At 49.7% G+C, this 15,367-nt stretch carries 14 protein-coding genes; 10 read left to right on the top strand and 4 right to left on the bottom strand.

Annotation, left to right across the window (positions count from 1 at the left end; all coding sequences use genetic code 11):
• Positions 1-290 precede the first annotated feature (290 nt).
• Both P2W70_RS33530 and P2W70_RS33525 read right to left on the bottom strand, forming a co-directional pair.
• On the bottom strand, positions 291-2,768 hold the full coding sequence (locus P2W70_RS33530) for a M56 family metallopeptidase (RefSeq protein WP_276485986.1): 2,478 nt from the start codon (positions 2,766-2,768) through the stop codon (positions 291-293).
• 39 nt (positions 2,769-2,807) lie between these two features.
• The gene (locus P2W70_RS33525; protein ID WP_276485985.1) at positions 2,808-3,179 is read right to left on the bottom strand and encodes a BlaI/MecI/CopY family transcriptional regulator; all 372 of its coding nucleotides are present in this window, start codon (positions 3,177-3,179) and stop codon (positions 2,808-2,810) included.
• 407 nt (positions 3,180-3,586) lie between these two features.
• Here P2W70_RS33525 and P2W70_RS33520 point away from each other — a divergent pair, with 407 nt between their 5' ends.
• The 4 genes from P2W70_RS33520 (at position 3,587) to folB (ending at position 7,026) form a co-directional block, all read left to right on the top strand.
• Positions 3,587-4,444 carry a sigma-70 family RNA polymerase sigma factor gene (locus tag P2W70_RS33520; protein WP_014217201.1) on the top strand — a complete coding sequence of 286 codons (858 nt, stop codon included), beginning with the start codon at positions 3,587-3,589 and terminating at the stop codon, positions 4,442-4,444.
• 87 nt (positions 4,445-4,531) lie between these two features.
• Positions 4,532-5,419 (top strand): DUF4249 family protein, encoded by an 888-nt coding sequence (locus tag P2W70_RS33515; RefSeq protein WP_276485984.1) that lies wholly within the window; start codon positions 4,532-4,534, stop codon positions 5,417-5,419.
• 190 nt (positions 5,420-5,609) lie between these two features.
• Complete coding sequence (gene trxB / locus P2W70_RS33510; protein WP_276485983.1) at positions 5,610-6,548, top strand: thioredoxin-disulfide reductase; 939 nt, start codon at positions 5,610-5,612, stop codon at positions 6,546-6,548.
• 118 nt (positions 6,549-6,666) lie between these two features.
• Positions 6,667-7,026, top strand: a complete 360-nt coding sequence (gene folB / locus P2W70_RS33505; protein WP_276485982.1) for a dihydroneopterin aldolase — start codon at positions 6,667-6,669, stop codon at positions 7,024-7,026.
• Between the two features lie 38 nt (positions 7,027-7,064).
• Here folB and P2W70_RS33500 read toward each other — a convergent pair whose 3' ends face one another.
• Positions 7,065-8,438, bottom strand: coding sequence for an MATE family efflux transporter (locus P2W70_RS33500; protein ID WP_276485981.1), 1,374 nt, complete (start codon positions 8,436-8,438; stop codon positions 7,065-7,067).
• A gap of 253 nt (positions 8,439-8,691) precedes the next feature.
• On the opposite strand from P2W70_RS33500, the gene P2W70_RS33495 reads away from it, so the two are divergent.
• The 6 genes from P2W70_RS33495 (at position 8,692) to rnr (ending at position 14,546) form a co-directional block, all read left to right on the top strand.
• Positions 8,692-9,540, top strand: a complete 849-nt coding sequence (locus P2W70_RS33495) for a DUF3822 family protein (protein WP_276485980.1) — start codon at positions 8,692-8,694, stop codon at positions 9,538-9,540.
• The gene (locus P2W70_RS33490) at positions 9,531-10,070 is read left to right on the top strand and encodes an RsmD family RNA methyltransferase (protein ID WP_276485979.1); all 540 of its coding nucleotides are present in this window, start codon (positions 9,531-9,533) and stop codon (positions 10,068-10,070) included. The genes P2W70_RS33495 and P2W70_RS33490 overlap by 10 nt, the downstream gene beginning before the upstream one ends.
• A 74-nt stretch (positions 10,071-10,144) precedes the next feature.
• The gene (bioD, locus tag P2W70_RS33485; RefSeq protein WP_276485978.1) at positions 10,145-10,774 is read left to right on the top strand and encodes a dethiobiotin synthase; all 630 of its coding nucleotides are present in this window, start codon (positions 10,145-10,147) and stop codon (positions 10,772-10,774) included.
• Positions 10,771-11,340: a 5-formyltetrahydrofolate cyclo-ligase gene (locus P2W70_RS33480; protein WP_276485977.1), complete on the top strand. Its 570-nt coding sequence runs from the start codon at positions 10,771-10,773 to the stop codon at positions 11,338-11,340. Before bioD ends, P2W70_RS33480 begins: the two co-directional genes overlap by 4 nt.
• Positions 11,330-12,406 carry a tetraacyldisaccharide 4'-kinase gene (lpxK, locus tag P2W70_RS33475; protein ID WP_276485976.1) on the top strand — a complete coding sequence of 359 codons (1,077 nt, stop codon included), beginning with the start codon at positions 11,330-11,332 and terminating at the stop codon, positions 12,404-12,406. Before P2W70_RS33480 ends, lpxK begins: the two co-directional genes overlap by 11 nt.
• 10 nt (positions 12,407-12,416) lie before the next feature.
• Positions 12,417-14,546: a ribonuclease R gene (rnr, locus tag P2W70_RS33470; protein WP_276485975.1), complete on the top strand. Its 2,130-nt coding sequence runs from the start codon at positions 12,417-12,419 to the stop codon at positions 14,544-14,546.
• Positions 14,547-14,595: 49 nt separating this feature from the next.
• Here rnr and P2W70_RS33465 read toward each other — a convergent pair whose 3' ends face one another.
• Positions 14,596-15,198 carry a hypothetical protein gene (locus P2W70_RS33465; RefSeq protein WP_276485974.1) on the bottom strand — a complete coding sequence of 201 codons (603 nt, stop codon included), beginning with the start codon at positions 15,196-15,198 and terminating at the stop codon, positions 14,596-14,598.
• Positions 15,199-15,367 lie beyond the last annotated feature (169 nt).

The following is a 15,367-nucleotide window of genomic DNA, read 5'->3' as shown; positions in this document are numbered from 1 at the left end:
AAAAAATAAGGGGCTGATGGAAACCAGCCCCGTAGTTAACTAAGGTTAACTTGCGTATAGAAATTTTGGAAAAGGTATTCTATATACCTTGCGACGGGTAACAGTTTTTCAATCCCTGTGCCATATTGCTAAGGTTTGATAACCAGGTGCTAAGGGCAGTCTTCGACTACTTTTCATGACCGCTTTCGATACAACTTGTGCGCATTATCGAACAACTGTCTGTTTAACACGAATAGTTGACGCACTGCGTTTAATCACACTGGTTAATCGCAAGGTTGGTGAATATTTGACTATTGTAATTTGAAGTTGATCGGCTGTTTCATGTACGCACGTACTGCCTGGCCATCCTGCACAGCAGGTTTCCAATTAGCGGCTGAGTTTAATACCAGGCGGTAGGCTTCTGCCTTGAGTTCGTCTGGTCCGCTGATCGCCTGCAGGTCGTTTATACCACCTTCTTTATTCACGACAAATTGTACGACAACCTGGCCTTCCACCTGCTTAGCCTTCGCCTTTGCCGGGTATTGTAGATTATTATCCAGGTATTTTTTCCATGCACTGGCGCCTCCCGTATAAGCAGGTAATACATCGACCTTAACATAGGTCTTTTCCCCATCGTTATTGATACCGGTAATCGGCTTCGAGGCGGCTTTTTCCACCTGCGCTTTCCAGGTTGCTTTAAAATAATACCGGGTGGGCTTGTATTTGCCCGGGATGGGCGTGTTCTTGGCTGCAACACGGTTCACTTCCCCTTTCATCAGCTGCTGTTTTTCTTCTGTCGATAAAGTACGTGAAGCGTCTTTGTTGGCATAACCAACGATCACGATCTCGTAGATATTTCCCTTGGCCGCCGCAGGAGGAGCATCGTACACCTCGAAATTTTTCAGCGAACCGTCTTCGTCTAGCAGGAAGGAGTAATAGATTGAACCCTCACCATGGTTTTCCAGCAAAGTCACCGGGTAGCGGTAGTTCTTATTGAAAAGGCGCTGCAGTTTCGGAATGGTGGTGTCGGGGGAAAGTGTCTGCCAATGGTAGGTGCCCTGTATTTTAGCTGGCTGGTCGTCGACCAACTTAAAATTGAAGGTCTTTACGGAATCAACATATTTCCCCTCTTTAAAATCTGCATGAAACTGCACCCTGGTTGAGTCGGTGTACTGCATCCTGCCATCTTTTACGGTTCGGTAATTGCCAAATTTCATCGAGTCGGTGTACAGCATTTTTTTGTCATCGATGGCGGAAAAATGAAACTGCTTCGAAGAGTCGGTATAAAGCGCCCTTTTGTCGTAGACAACCTCGAAATTCCTGAATTGAACAGAATCTATACGGGTGGTATATGGGCCATTTGGTGTCTTGCGCCCGGGAGCTACCGTGTCTGTGGCACTTTTGATTAACCATGTAACGCCTAAGCTTTTCCAGTATTCCGACAGGAGGAATTGTTCAGTCTTACGGGGCAGTTTTCCTGTATAAGCCGGATCATTCAGCAAATGGGCCTTCTTGATGATCAACCCGTTTTGCATCGCCCTGCCGTTGTTTAAGTCATGAACCATCAGCTGTTGGATATTGGGTTTATCTGCATAGAGTCGCTGCTCTATGTTTCTCCTGAGTACCTCTATCACCCACCATTGGCTGAAGAGTTGCTGATCGAGTTCCGTGCCTTCCACCTGACGCATGACCTGGTAAACAGGCAATTGCTGAACTGCTTGTACGATCGCTTTTTCCCGCGGGTCGTCTTCCTGCGACCAGGTCCTAACCAGGGCAGGCGCCTGATCGGGGGGAAGTTGTGGCAATTGATCAGGCGTCAGTTTATGGATATTTTCCAGGGAACCATTCAACGATGTTTGGTCCATTGACGAAAGATCTGCCGCCTGCTTTTCTGCTCTGCGCTCCTGTGCATACAGGCTCACAGAAAAGAAGAGGAACACGGAGATGGGTAATACCATTACCCGGCTCCAGTAGCCATATTTCGATTGATTATGTTGCATGATCATGGCAATGCGTCTTTTTAATTGGTTTTGGAAAAATGGGTGCGTGATCGCCGGCGAACGGCTGTCCATCACCTGCTGCACCAAAAGTTCCGCATACTGGTAACGATTGCTGCCCGATGCGGCGTATTGGTCTGCCAGGAACTCATGGATCGCTTTCAGTTCCCGTTTGATCAGGTAAAAGAAGGGATTGAACCAACCGAACATGGTGATCAGTTCTGCGGCAATGGTATCGGCCGAATGCCTTTGCTGCACATGAAACAACTCATGACGGAAGATCTGCTGCCCCTTTGAACTATTGAAATTGAGCTCCTCATTCCAGTATATTGAGCGGAAGAATGAAAAAGGCGTCCCCGGTTCATTCGTTTGATACAGTTTCAATTGCTCTATCATTTCATAAGGATACCTGTGAGAAAGCTGTTGAATATACCGTAGTGAGCGCGCCAGCGCCACCAACAGGTAAAACACCCCCGCGCCATATACCAGCCAAAACAGGTTGGCCAGGGTGAAAAGCGGTGGGGTACTGATAGCCGCCGTTGCATCGCTAGTTGCGGCAGGCGTCTGCAGGGTTACCACCTTCACTGAGCGGTAAGCTACCTGTTGTAAAACACCTTCTTCTTCCAGTACATGGATCCGGATCAAGGGCAATACCATCGACAGGGCCAGTGCGGCCAGCAGGTAAAAACGGTTATAATGGTGAAAGCGCTTATTGCGGAGAAACAGGTAGTAGTAGCCAAACAGGATACCAGAGCAGAGGATCACCTTCAGAAAATACATCAGTACGCTCATACAGCTGATTTTTGATTGGTTTTGATGGAGGGCGGAAGCCTAGTGTTGGTTTTTTTGGGCGTCGCGGATCTGCTGCAGCAGGTTTTCCAGCTCTTCCTGGTTCAACTCGTTGTCGCTGACAAACTGCGAGACCAGCTTGGCGGCCGAACCCTCAAAATAGCCCTTCACCAAATGGCTGGCACTTTTCTTTCCATATTCACTCTTGGAAATCAGTGGTTTATATAAGTTGTTGCGCCCTTGTACCTCATAAGTCATAAATTCCTTCTCAACCAATATCTTCAACAGCGTAGCTACCGTATTGGAGTGGGGCTTGGGCTCGGGCATTTGCTCCATCACATCTTTCAGGAAACCTTGTCCCAGGTCCCATACCACCAACATAACCTGCTCTTCTGCTTTGGTAAGCGCTTTCATAACTAAGTTTTTAGTTGCGTAAATCTATAACTAAATCCTTAGTTACAAAATATTTTTTTGGATATTAACAATATTTTTTTGAGAGGGGCGAACAACCACAGGAAATTAATGGTTACAACGTCAATAGTAGTGTAGGCTTAGCTTACAGCTTGGACGGCTGGTCTGAAAAACAGGAGTTGGAGTGGCAGGCTGTCAGGGGTTGTACCTTCGGCAGCGTCGATTTTATCCACAAAGGCTATGAGATGTCGGGATTGCGTGTTATTTTTGCAGACGGTTCTGGACGGATCGGACACATTAACAGCTCATTTGCAGTTGATTTGCAACCTGCCCTGAACTTTCTCAGTCTATCTATTGTTGAATCCTTTACCCTGCCCCGAAATAGTAAATTTTACACTTAGAAATTTGATATGAGACAGCTCAAAATTGCTACCCAGATAACTAATCGTGATTCGCAGGCAGTAGAGAAATATCTGCAGGAGATTTCGAAGATCCCGATGATCACTCCTGAAGAAGAAACAGTACTGGCCCAGCGGATCAAGATGGGCGATCAGAAAGCTTTGGACAAATTGGTGCAGGCGAACCTCCGTTTCGTAGTGTCCGTAGCTAAACAATATCAACACCAGGGTCTGTCACTCAGTGATTTGATCAACGAAGGTAACCTCGGTCTGATCAAAGCTGCCCAACGTTTCGACGAAACCAAGGGTTTCAAATTCATCTCTTACGCCGTTTGGTGGATCCGTCAGTCGATCCTGCAGGCTTTGGCCGAACAAGGTCGTCTGGTACGTCTTCCCCAAAACAAGATCGGTACCTACAATAAAGCCAACAAAGCGTACATGGCCTTCGAACAGGAGCATGAGCGCGAGCCAAGCACCGAAGAGCTGGCTGAGCTGTTGGAAATGAGCGAAACTGAGATCAACAATATATTCCAGAGCAATACCCGTCACACTTCCCTCGATGCCCCCGTGCACGAAGCAGAAGACGTGGCCATGGGCGACCTGCTCGAAGGTGGTGATGATACGGACGACGACGTGATGAAAGACTCACTCCGCAACGAGATCCGCCGCGTGTTGAAGTCACTCAGCCCCCGCGAAGCAGAGATCGTAAACGCTTATTTTGGCCTCGACGGCGAAAATGGTGTTACCATCGAGCAGATCGGACAGAAATACGACCTTACCAAAGAACGTATCCGTCAGATCAAGGAAAGAGCGATCAAGCGTTTACAAAAAGCGCGTTACAGCAACGCCCTCAAAGCATATTTAGGTTAGTATTATAGTACGTTAATCACATTAAAGCCCGGTATGGTTCCAAACCTGCCGGGTTTTTTGTGGCCGGTATACTAACTTTAACGCACTATGAACGGGCGATTGAGCTGGATATTGTTGCTGAGCATATTTTACACCTCCTGCGAGAAGGCAATTTCCTTTACGCCCCGCGAAGCGTCGGCCGCCGTAGTCATCGAGGCGACGATCGAAAACGCCCAGCCGCCCACCGTCATCCTCTCCCATAGCCTGGCTTACTTCGGCCAGATCTCCCCCGATACACTCGCCAATTCGTTTATACACGATGCCGAAATATATATGTCCAACGGCGTTCTGACCCATCGCCTGAAAGAATACCAGCTGCCTGCCGGCAACGGGTACACCGTGTATCATTACTCCCTCGATTCAGCCAATCTGGCCACCGCCTTTCTCGGCCAGCTCAATACCCGGTATAGCCTTGAGGTGCGGGTAGAGGGCAAAACCTATACAGCCGAAACCACCATTCCTGCGCTGACCAAGCTGATCCAGTCACTCTGGTGGCAGCAGGCCCCCAACAATCCCGATACCAATAAAGTGGTGTTGATGTCGCGCACCTACGATCCCCCCGGCTACGGCAACTATATCCGGTATTTTACCCGGTCGAATAAGGAGCCCTTCTATCCCGGCCTCACCTCGGTATTCGATGACCAGATCGTTGATGGTACCACATACGATATACAGGTAGAGCACGGCGTAAACCGTAATGAAAAGATCGACCTGGAAGACTATGCCTTTTTTTACCGGGGCGATACGGTGACGGTGAAACTGTGTAATATCGACAAGGCCACCTTCGATTTCTGGCGCACGATGGAGTACAATTACACCAGCATCGGCAATCCCTTCTCCACCCCGGTAAAAGTGTTGAGCAATGTCAAAGGGGGCGCCCTCGGCTACTTCGGCGGCTACGCTGCCCAATATACCACCCTCATCATTCCGAAGTAGCAGCGCTGTATTGCATGAATTTTCACAGGATCATATGGTCAGCGTGTACGCGACACACATTGAACATAGTCCACTTCTCCGCTGTTATTACCTAGGTTATGCACAAGGAATTAAGGTTCAGCATTGGTTAGCGCTTTGTTAACGGTTTTGCCTTTATTTTTGCCAGATTTTAGTCAAGAACAAAGAATATATGGAAAGCGAAAAAGTACACTGTTTAATTATAGGATCAGGTCCCGCAGGATATACAGCCGCCATTTATGCCGCAAGGGCCAATATGAAACCCGTATTGTACCAGGGCATTCAGCCGGGCGGTCAGCTCACCATCACCACCGAAGTAGAGAACTATCCCGGTTATGCCGATGGTGTACAAGGCCCCGAAATGATGATCCATTTCGAAAAGCAGGCAACCCGCATGGGCGCCGATATCCGCTTCGGACTGGCTACCAAGGTCGATTTCTCCCAGCAACCCTTCAAGGTATGGATCGATGAAGAAAAGCTCATCGAAGCCGATGCGGTGATCATCTCTACCGGCGCTTCCGCCAAATGGCTGGGCCTCGAAAGCGAAGAACGCCTCAACGGATTTGGCGTCAGTGCCTGCGCCGTGTGCGACGGATTCTTCTTCCGCACCAAGGAAGTAGCCATTGTAGGAGCGGGTGATACAGCAGCAGAAGAAGCCCTGTACCTGTCCAAACTGGCATCGACTGTTCATATGTTTGTACGCCGTGACGCGATGCGTGCATCCAAAGTGATGCAGGATCGTGTACTAGCTACGCCCAACATCAAAGTATACTGGAATACAGAAACCGTAGAGGTAACAGGTGAACATAAAGTGGATGGCGTGAAGATCCGCAACATCCAGACGGGCGATGTACAGCAGATCCCCATCCAGGGTTTCTTTGTAGCCATCGGCCACCAGCCCAATTCAGGTATTTTCGACGGCTTTATCGATATGGATGAAGCAGGTTATATCAAAACCATCCCCGGTACTTCCAGAACCAATGTGGAAGGCGTATTTGCAGCCGGTGATGTACAGGATAAAATATACCGTCAGGCAGTAACAGCTGCTGGTAGCGGTTGTATGGCTGCCCTCGATGCAGAACGTTACCTGTCGGCCAAAGGACTGGTATAAAGTCATTGCAGTCACAAGGTTATAAGCAAGGCAGAGATACCGAAAAAATAACATGACAAGTCCCTAATACTTTCTAATTTGGCCCCGTTTTCCCCGAAGACGGGGCCAAATAACTTATATGGTTTCAATCGAGTTACACAACATCCGGTTACATGCTTATCACGGTATCTATGAAGGAGAGCAAAAGACCGGCAGCCCTTACGAAGTAAACCTGAAAGTCACGTACGACGAATCAGCCGTTACCTTCGACGACCTGAAGAACACCATCAACTATGTCGATGTGTTTGAGATCGTAAAACAACGCATGAAAGTAGCTACGCCGCTCCTGGAGAAAGTAGCAGAAGGCATTATCCGAAAACTCAAGCACCAATACCCTTACGCGATAGAAGTGACCCTGTCCATCTTCAAACTCGAACCACCTGTCGAGAACATACAGGGGAAACTGGGTATTACCATGCACAAGAAATTTGAACGCTAATTAAGGCTGTTAACGGCAGGTGATTGTCCGGCCAGCTGTCAGATCACCTTCTTCTTCCACTTGCCGCTCCGTATATACCAAAAGGAGAGCGAGAAGATGGCAATCCAATAGATCCATTCAGCCATCCAGCCAATGGTAATCGGCAGCTTGAAGACCTCCAGCACCAGGTATACATACAGGCAATAAAACACGATGGTGATAGCCTCGATGATCAGGCTGACGCTAGAGTTGCCACTACCAGTTACAGCACTGAGCCATACCGTAGAGAAAGACATCAGCACCAGTGCGCTCGACACGACCCGTACCACCGGAATGGCATCCTGCGCAAAGGAACTGTCCTGTCCATAGATGCTAAGGAGCGTATGAGGAATGAGGTTCAGTACTAAGGCGATGACACAGGCGATGCTGAAACTGATCCGCACGATCTTACGCACGAGCGTCAATACAAGCTCCTTCTTATCCTGCCCAATCACATTGCTCACCATGGTGTTCGTAGTAGCGGCAAAAGCCCAGGTAAACACCCCAAAGAAACCAAACAGGTTGCGCATCGTGTTGGAGATCGCCAGGTCACGGTTGCTGTGCCCTGCCGAAAAACCATGACGCTCTACCAGGATGTAAAAGAAGATCCAGCTGATCACACTGATGGCATGTTGAAATACCAGGGGAGAGGATTGAACGAGGATCAGTTTCGAAATGTCTTTTTGGTACCCGAAATGCTTGTACAGGGAGAAACGTTTGCTGATCCCTTTGCGGTGGATCACCAGGAATACCACAAACATACCGGTAGCTTCGGCGATAATGGAAGCGATCGCCGCACCATTGAAGCCCAGCGCCGGAAAGCCCAGCTTACCATAGATGAGCGTATAATCGAAGAAGATATTGGCCACGGTTTCGGCCAGCGTGCCGATCACCAGGTATTTACTTTGGTTGGTACCCACCAGCAAAGCATTGCGCATCTGGTAGATGTAAAGAAACGGCAAGCCCCAGATACGGATATACAGGAAACTGACCGACTGGCGCAGCACTGTTTCATCGTGCAGCGAAATCCGCAGGATCAGTGGAGCGATGAGATAGGTAACCGCAATGCCGATCGCAGCAATGATCATCGCAATACGCACCCCTTGCGAAAACAGCTTCCCGATCTCTTCTACCCGGTTCTCGCCGGCGCGCCGCGCAATGAGGGCCTGCAGACCATTGTTGAGACCAAAACCAATGGCCGCAAAGATCAGGTAGTACACGCCGGTGAGGCCCGCGGTGCCCAGTTCCTGCTCGCCAAGGCCCCCCAGAAAAATGTTGTTGGTGATGAAATTGATCTGCGGTACCAACAACGCAAAGCTGATCGGCAATGCGATCTTCAAAATCTGACGGTTCGACACCTCTACCCGTAAATCATTAGGTACAACTGTGGCCATAACTGATAAATCCCCCTTTAACGGCTTCTTCCTCGCGTAATCGCGGTGCATCGGAGCGCCGGCAAAAGTAGCAAATGCCCGCAGAATGGCCTTGCACAAACCCGGCCCAGGTGCCCTCGTGGGAAAATATTGGCACAAAACTGGCGTTCTAAGGATGCTAAAACGATTGCCGTCAAGGGGATGCGCCGCAAGCCGCCCGCCACGCAATTCGCTTTATTCATGCATTTCGTGTAATATTGCACTCCGAATAAATATGCTGAAAGCCACTTTTGACATCGTTCCGGGTAACGCCCGGCAGGAAGAGATCCAGAACAGCCTGTTACTCATGGAAGTGGGTGAAAAGGTATTTAGCTACGTGTTGTACAACAAACAGCAGCAGCGCTTTATGGGCATGCGGCAGTACAACCTCGACTTCCTGCCCGGAAAACCAGTCATGGAGGCCTTACAGGAGGTGCTGGCAGGCGATGAGTTGCTGCAACTCACCTACCGCGAAGCATTTGTCATTTACCATTATACCGACAGCAACCTGCTGCCGGAGAAGTTTTACCACATAGAACTCAACAAACCCGTTACCGAACTGGTATTCGGCAATGCCCACAAAGGCCTCTTGCTGAGTGAAAAGATACCAGGCTGGAACGCGTACAATATCTACCGCATCCCCCGCGAAGCCCATGCCCTCATGCAGCAGAAGTTCGCGGCCGGTAAATACTGGCACTACTACACCATCATGCTGTCGGGCATCGAAAAAGACCATTCCGGCGATGCGGTACTGAAGGTAGTGGTGGCCTCCGACAGGATCGTGGTAGCCGTTTTCAAAAAGAACGCTTTGCAGCTCATCCAGACCTACGGCTATGATACACCCGATGATGTATCGTACCAGTTGCTGGCGCTCTGCGACCGTTTCGATTTCAGCAATGAAACCGTATTACTCAGAATATCCGGCCTGCTCGATGAGCAATCCATCCTATACCAGGAACTATTCAAGTATTTCCTGGTCATGGAGTGGGAGGGCGTACAGGGAGCTGCACGCGTACACGACGGCTTTGAAGAGTATCCCGGACACTATTTTTCACCCTTGTTGAATATGGCCTTATGCGTATAATCAGTGGCGAACATGGAGGAAGGCGGATCAATCCGCCCGCAAAGATGCCGCATACCCGGCCTACCACCGATATCGCCAAAGAAGGGCTCTTCAACATCATCCAGAACAACCTCGAGATCGAGAGTCTCAAAACCCTAGATATCTTCGGCGGTACAGGTAGCATCAGCTATGAGCTGGCTTCCCGTGGCGCGCAGGACCTGACCATCGTCGAAAAAGATCCTGCTATGTTCGATTTCATCAAAAAGACATCGCAGGACCTGAAGCTGGAAAACTTCAAAGTGATCAAGATGGAGGTATTCAAATACCTCGAGCAATGTACAGAACAGTTTGACTTCATCTTTGCCGGACCGCCTTACGCACTCAATACCATCGATGAGTTGCCGAAAAAGATCGTGGAGAAACAACTCCTGAAACCCAATGGCTGGTTCGTATTGGAACATACCCCCCGTAACAACTACGAGAAGTATCCGCTCTTTACCACTGCCCGTAATTATGGTACCACAATTTTCAGCATTTTTGTAAACAAGTAAGCAGGACATAGCCAATCAGATCAGTGACAGAGGCAAGCCCGGTGGATTCGCTACCTGCGCAGCCATATCAATACATGAACAGGATATTCATAACAGGCATAGGTACCGGTGTTGGTAAAACCTTCATTTCGGCACTGCTGGCCAGGGCCCTGGAAGCCGACTACTGGAAACCCATACAAGCAGGCTTTGAAGAAGGTACCGACAGCGACTACGTGCGCCAACTACTGCGAGGCACGCCGGGAGTCGTACATCCGGAAGCCTACAAATTACGCATGCCCGCATCCCCACATATTGCTGCCCGCGAGGAAGGGGTGCACATCTCCCTGCAAAAAATTTGTGAACAGGTTCCGTCAATTAGTCGTAATTTGATCATCGAAGGTGCTGGTGGACTGCTCGTTCCTGTCAATGAGACTGAATTTGTAGCAGACCTGATCAAAGCCCTGGATGCGAAAGTCATACTGATCAGTCGCAATTACCTGGGTAGCATCAATCACTCGTTACTAACCGCCCGCCTATGCAGGGAGATGAATATACCGGTAGTAGGGTGGATATTCAATGATCAATACCTTCACTACGAAGAAGAGATTGTGCGCTGGAGTAACTACCCTTTAATTGCATCTGTACCACTCATGAAAGCAGAAGACGGACAATTTATCGAGGCTCAGACAGCTGCCCTTCAAAAGCGATTGAAAGGATTTCTATGATAAAAAAAAATGTTCGTAAGGACTACCTGCAACGCAGGATGGATATTCCGGAAGAAGACCTCCAGCAGCAAACAGCCCTCATGGCTTTCAACTTCAGGAAACTGACCTTGCCCCCTGTCAAATTTCTCCTGTCCTACTCACCCCTCGTTATCCGCCGTGAATTCGATGTGTCTGTTTGTGAGGACATGCTTAAACAACAAAATCCCTCCCTGCAGATAGCCTGGCCCCGTATCGATGAGCAGGTGTGCGATATGGACGCTGTATTGATGCAGCGCGGTGGCATGTACACGAGAAACAAATTCCATGTACTGGAGCCCATCAGTAGCCACATCATCGAACCCGAAATGCTCGACGTGGTCTTTGTACCCCTCGTCGCATTCGAACAAAAAGGTTATCGGGTAGGTTATGGCAAAGGGTATTACGACCGTTTCCTCGCCCGGTGCAGACCAGATGTCATCCGGATCGGTTTTTGCTTTTTTGAAGCCGTCCAGCACATCGAAGATGTTAACCAGTATGATATCCCTTTAAACTATTGTATCACCCCGTATCGTTTATATGAATTTTAATGCTCCGTTGCTGAAACCCATACGTGTGCTGTTGTTTCCCGTGTCACTGATCTATGGCGCTGTGATCTGGTTGCGCAACAGGCTGTTTGACAAGAATATTCTGAAATCGACCTCCTTCAACCTGCCCATTATTTGCGTAGGCAATCTCTCCGCCGGCGGCACCGGTAAATCGCCCATGGTAGAGTTTTTGCTGAAGCTGTTGCATAACAACATGGAAGTAGCCGTATTAAGCAGGGGATACAAACGCAAGACAAGGGGATATGCCCTTGCCCATCCGCGTACCACCGCCCTGGAGATCGGTGACGAACCCATGCAGTTTCACCAGAAGTTCCCGGATGTCAGCATAGCAGTAGGAGAAGAACGGGTAGTGGCCATTCCGCAGTTGCTGCACGACAAGCCGGATACCAAAGTGATCGTGCTGGATGATGCTTTCCAGCACCGCACCGTAAGGGCAGGATTCAATATTGTGCTCACCGACCACAGCAACCTCTTCACCCGCGACTGGTTTCTGCCCACTGGCGACCTGCGCGATGAAAAGACCAGTTACCAGCGTGCCGATGTGCTGGTAGTCACCAAATGCCGGCCCGACCTCTCCCAGGCCGAGCGCAACACCATCGTGGAAGAGATCGACCCTTTGCCACACCAAAGGGTATTTTTCTCCACCATCCGATACGGTATGCCCTACCATATACTGCACCGGGGCGAAACGACGATCGACGATAGCATGGAAGTATTACTCGTCAGCGGTATTGCCAATCCGGCACCGCTCAAGAAATACCTGCATGAAAACAGCAAGACCTACTATGAGATCCCGTACAGCGATCATCACATTTTCTCCATTGATGATTTGAAGGATATTGTAAAGAGGTTTGACGCCATCCAGACCAGCAATAAGATCATCCTTACCACCGAAAAAGATGCTGTACGGCTGGTGAAATTTGAACAACAATTAAAAGAACTGCCTGTCTACGTAATTCCTATCGAAGTGCAATTCCTTTTCGAGGAACAAGGCGTATTTAGTGATATAATCACTACATTCATCAGGGAATTTACCTACAGGCCTTAAAGAATTTGCGATGAGCAAGAAACCAACTAAGAAGAATAAGAATAAGAGTAAAAAGAAAAAAGGGTTTACCGACCAGGATACCCTGAAAGGCACCCTGGACATCACCCGCTCAGGTGTAGGATATGTGATCGTACCTGATCATCCCAGCGATGTATTGGTGCGCCCCGGCGATTTCAATACCGCCCTCCACGGTGATACCGTGCGGGTGCGGGTTGTCAACGCAGGTGGTGGACGCAGCAGCGGCCGCCAGCAAGGCAAGGTCGTGGAAGTGGTACAACGAAAGCAAAAAGAATTCATGGGTAAGATAGAGATCGGCAAGAACTTCGCGTTCTTCATTCCCGATGTCGACAAACCCATGCCCGATATCTTCGTGCCGCTGACAGCGCTCAAAGACGCACAGAACAACGATCGCGTGATCGTACGTATCACCGAATGGTTGCCCAATAAAAAGCCCAATGGGGAAGTGGTACAGGTGATGCAGGCAGGTGACGTCAACGATATGGCGATGAAAGACATTCTCATGCAGAACGGCTTCCCGCTGGAGTTTCCCGATGACGTGATCGAAGAAACAGCCCGTATACCCGACACCATTCCGCAGTCGGAGATCGATAACCGTAAAGATGTACGTGACACCCTCACCTTCACCATCGATCCCGTCGATGCCAAGGATTTCGACGATGCCATCTCCATCCGCGTATTGAAGAATGGTTATTACGAAATAGGGGTGCACATCGCCGACGTAGGGCATTATGTAGAACCGGGTACGGCCCTCGACGAAGAGGCGTATACCCGCGCTACCTCCGTGTACCTGCCCGACCGCGTATTGCCGATGTTGCCCGAAAGGATTTCCAACGAGCTTTGCTCGCTGCGTCCGCATGAGGACAAGCTAACTTTTTCGGCCATCTTCCAGATCAACGATAAAGGTGATATCAAGAATTACTGGCTGGGCAAAACGGTCATCCACTCCGACCACCGCTTCACGTATGAAGAAGTGCAGGAGATCATCGAACAGGGCGAAGGATTGTACCGCGATGAGATCGTACTGTTGAATACCCTGGCACAGAAGTTCCGTAAACAGCGTTTCCGCAAAGGCGCTATCAACTTCTCCTCGCAGGAAGTACGCTTCAAGCTCGATGAGAAAGGAAAGCCGATCGGTATCGTGGTCAAAGAAAGCAAGGAAGCGCATCAACTGATCGAAGAGTTTATGCTCTTGGCCAACCGCGTGGTGGCCGAAAGCGTATCGAAGGTCAAGTTGCCCAATAAAAAGGAAGTGCCCTTCCCATACCGGGTGCACGACAAGCCCGATGAGATGAAACTGGAGCCCTTTGCTGCGCTGGCGCGTAAGTACGGGCACGAGTTCGATACCAAGAGCCCTGAGGCCATTGCTAAATCATTCAATCAGTTGCTGAAAGATGTGCAGGGTAAACCAGAACAGCATGTGCTGGAGCAACTGGGCATCCGCACCATGGCCAAGGCGATCTATACGGCCGAGAATATCGGTCACTATGGACTAGGGTTCAAATACTACTGCCACTTCACATCGCCCATACGCCGTTACCCCGATGTATTGGTACACCGGGTACTCTTTGATATCCTCAACGATAAGGTGGAGGCTGATAAGAAGATGGAACAAAAATGCAAGCATTGCAGCGAAAAGGAACGCAGTGCGATGGAGTCCGAAAGGGCCGCCAACAAATACAAGCAGGTGGAGTACATGCAAAACTTCCTGGGCGATGAGTTTGAAGGCGTGATCAGTGGTGTGGCCTCCTTTGGCTTCTGGGTAGAAACCGTCGAGCACAAATGTGAAGGCCTGGTAAGCATCAATAGCTTATCCGACTACGATGATTTCCGCCATGTAGAAAGCGATTACCAGTTGGTAGGTATGCGCAGCGGCCGTAAGTTCCGCATGGGTGATAAAGTGCGTATCAAGGTGGTGGCGGCCAACCTCACCAAACGCCAGCTCGATTACGAATGGGTGATCACGGCAACCACCGGCGACGACAAAGTGGAAGCAGGTTTGCAGCAGCTGCGTCCGGCAAGGCCACCCAAGGCGCCCAAAGGGCCGCGTGGCGTTATTCCTCCCGGCAAGGAGGCCGGTAAATCTTCCAGGCCTAAGAAGAAGAACGGCAAGAAGAAGTAACAAAGACAATGTCGATACCACGGCGGGCCCTCACACAGGCCCGCCGTTTTTATTTCCGTTTGTTCAACCAGATACCCAAACTCAGCCGACCCGGAAAATAGAATTGACTGTTTTTGGTGTACCAATATCCGCTTGCATCGGTATAACCGGGCTCGATGGTATGACCGAAACCGATGTTCAGGTCCAGGCTGAAGCGCCCCCTATAGTTGCGTTGCATCCCGGCCGTGACGCCCAGCGCATGAATGGCTTTACGGAATCTGTCAAGAGATCCGGCATTGTTCCAGTAATAGCGTTCGGGAAAATCGGTACGGAAGAAACCTGCCAGATAGTTGGCGCTGTTCAGCGCTACCCGCTTACCGCGCTCCAGGCGACGTTTCCATCCGAAGTAGTAACGATATTCCAACGATAGGGCCGGATGGATGTATAATTCCGACAGCCAGCCCAGGTTGCCAGAATAACCTAATGAACCCGATATACTAAACATGCCTTGCAGGTAAAGCGTCTGGTGATGGCCTATGGGATGTTCATACCCAATGCCTGGATTAAGGATCGTCACCTTCGTGACTGTTTCCACATCCGGGGTTTTAGGTTGCTGTGCCAGGCAGCCGACAGACCATCCGATGAGTGATACTACGAGTACAATTCTACGCATAATAAAGAGTTGAGGAGTTGCTTGCTTTGCCAATGGTGGAAAGCGGGGCAATAATAATCCGCCAAACAAAGTATCACCTGTTAAAGCCGACCAACTGCAGAAAGGGAGCGTTCACCTGCCGGTATGGGCTATCGAAAGGTGCGGAAGCATTTACTTCAGTCGGCATTTT

This window comes from Paraflavitalea pollutisoli, assembly GCF_029360705.1.
GTDB classification, from domain to species: Bacteria; Bacteroidota; Bacteroidia; order Chitinophagales; family Chitinophagaceae; genus Paraflavitalea; species Paraflavitalea pollutisoli.
This window is presented reverse-complemented; position numbering and strand designations above follow the sequence as displayed.

Excerpts from the sequence above, each read along its gene's own strand:
- P2W70_RS33530 (WP_276485986.1), bottom strand. The coding sequence starts at position 2,768 with ATGAGCGTACTGATGTATTTTCTGAAGGTGATCCTCTGCTCTGGTATC.
- P2W70_RS33525 (WP_276485985.1), bottom strand. The coding sequence starts at position 3,179 with ATGAAAGCGCTTACCAAAGCAGAAGAGCAGGTTATGTTGGTGGTATGG.
- P2W70_RS33520 (WP_014217201.1), top strand. The coding sequence starts at position 3,587 with ATGAGACAGCTCAAAATTGCTACCCAGATAACTAATCGTGATTCGCAG.
- P2W70_RS33515 (WP_276485984.1), top strand. The coding sequence starts at position 4,532 with ATGAACGGGCGATTGAGCTGGATATTGTTGCTGAGCATATTTTACACC.
- trxB (WP_276485983.1), top strand. The coding sequence starts at position 5,610 with ATGGAAAGCGAAAAAGTACACTGTTTAATTATAGGATCAGGTCCCGCA.
- folB (WP_276485982.1), top strand. The coding sequence starts at position 6,667 with ATGGTTTCAATCGAGTTACACAACATCCGGTTACATGCTTATCACGGT.
- P2W70_RS33500 (WP_276485981.1), bottom strand. The coding sequence starts at position 8,438 with ATGGCCACAGTTGTACCTAATGATTTACGGGTAGAGGTGTCGAACCGT.
- P2W70_RS33495 (WP_276485980.1), top strand. The coding sequence starts at position 8,692 with ATGCTGAAAGCCACTTTTGACATCGTTCCGGGTAACGCCCGGCAGGAA.
- P2W70_RS33490 (WP_276485979.1), top strand. The coding sequence starts at position 9,531 with ATGCGTATAATCAGTGGCGAACATGGAGGAAGGCGGATCAATCCGCCC.
- bioD (WP_276485978.1), top strand. The coding sequence starts at position 10,145 with ATGAACAGGATATTCATAACAGGCATAGGTACCGGTGTTGGTAAAACC.
- P2W70_RS33480 (WP_276485977.1), top strand. The coding sequence starts at position 10,771 with ATGATAAAAAAAAATGTTCGTAAGGACTACCTGCAACGCAGGATGGAT.
- lpxK (WP_276485976.1), top strand. The coding sequence starts at position 11,330 with ATGAATTTTAATGCTCCGTTGCTGAAACCCATACGTGTGCTGTTGTTT.
- rnr (WP_276485975.1), top strand. The coding sequence starts at position 12,417 with ATGAGCAAGAAACCAACTAAGAAGAATAAGAATAAGAGTAAAAAGAAA.
- P2W70_RS33465 (WP_276485974.1), bottom strand. The coding sequence starts at position 15,198 with ATGCGTAGAATTGTACTCGTAGTATCACTCATCGGATGGTCTGTCGGC.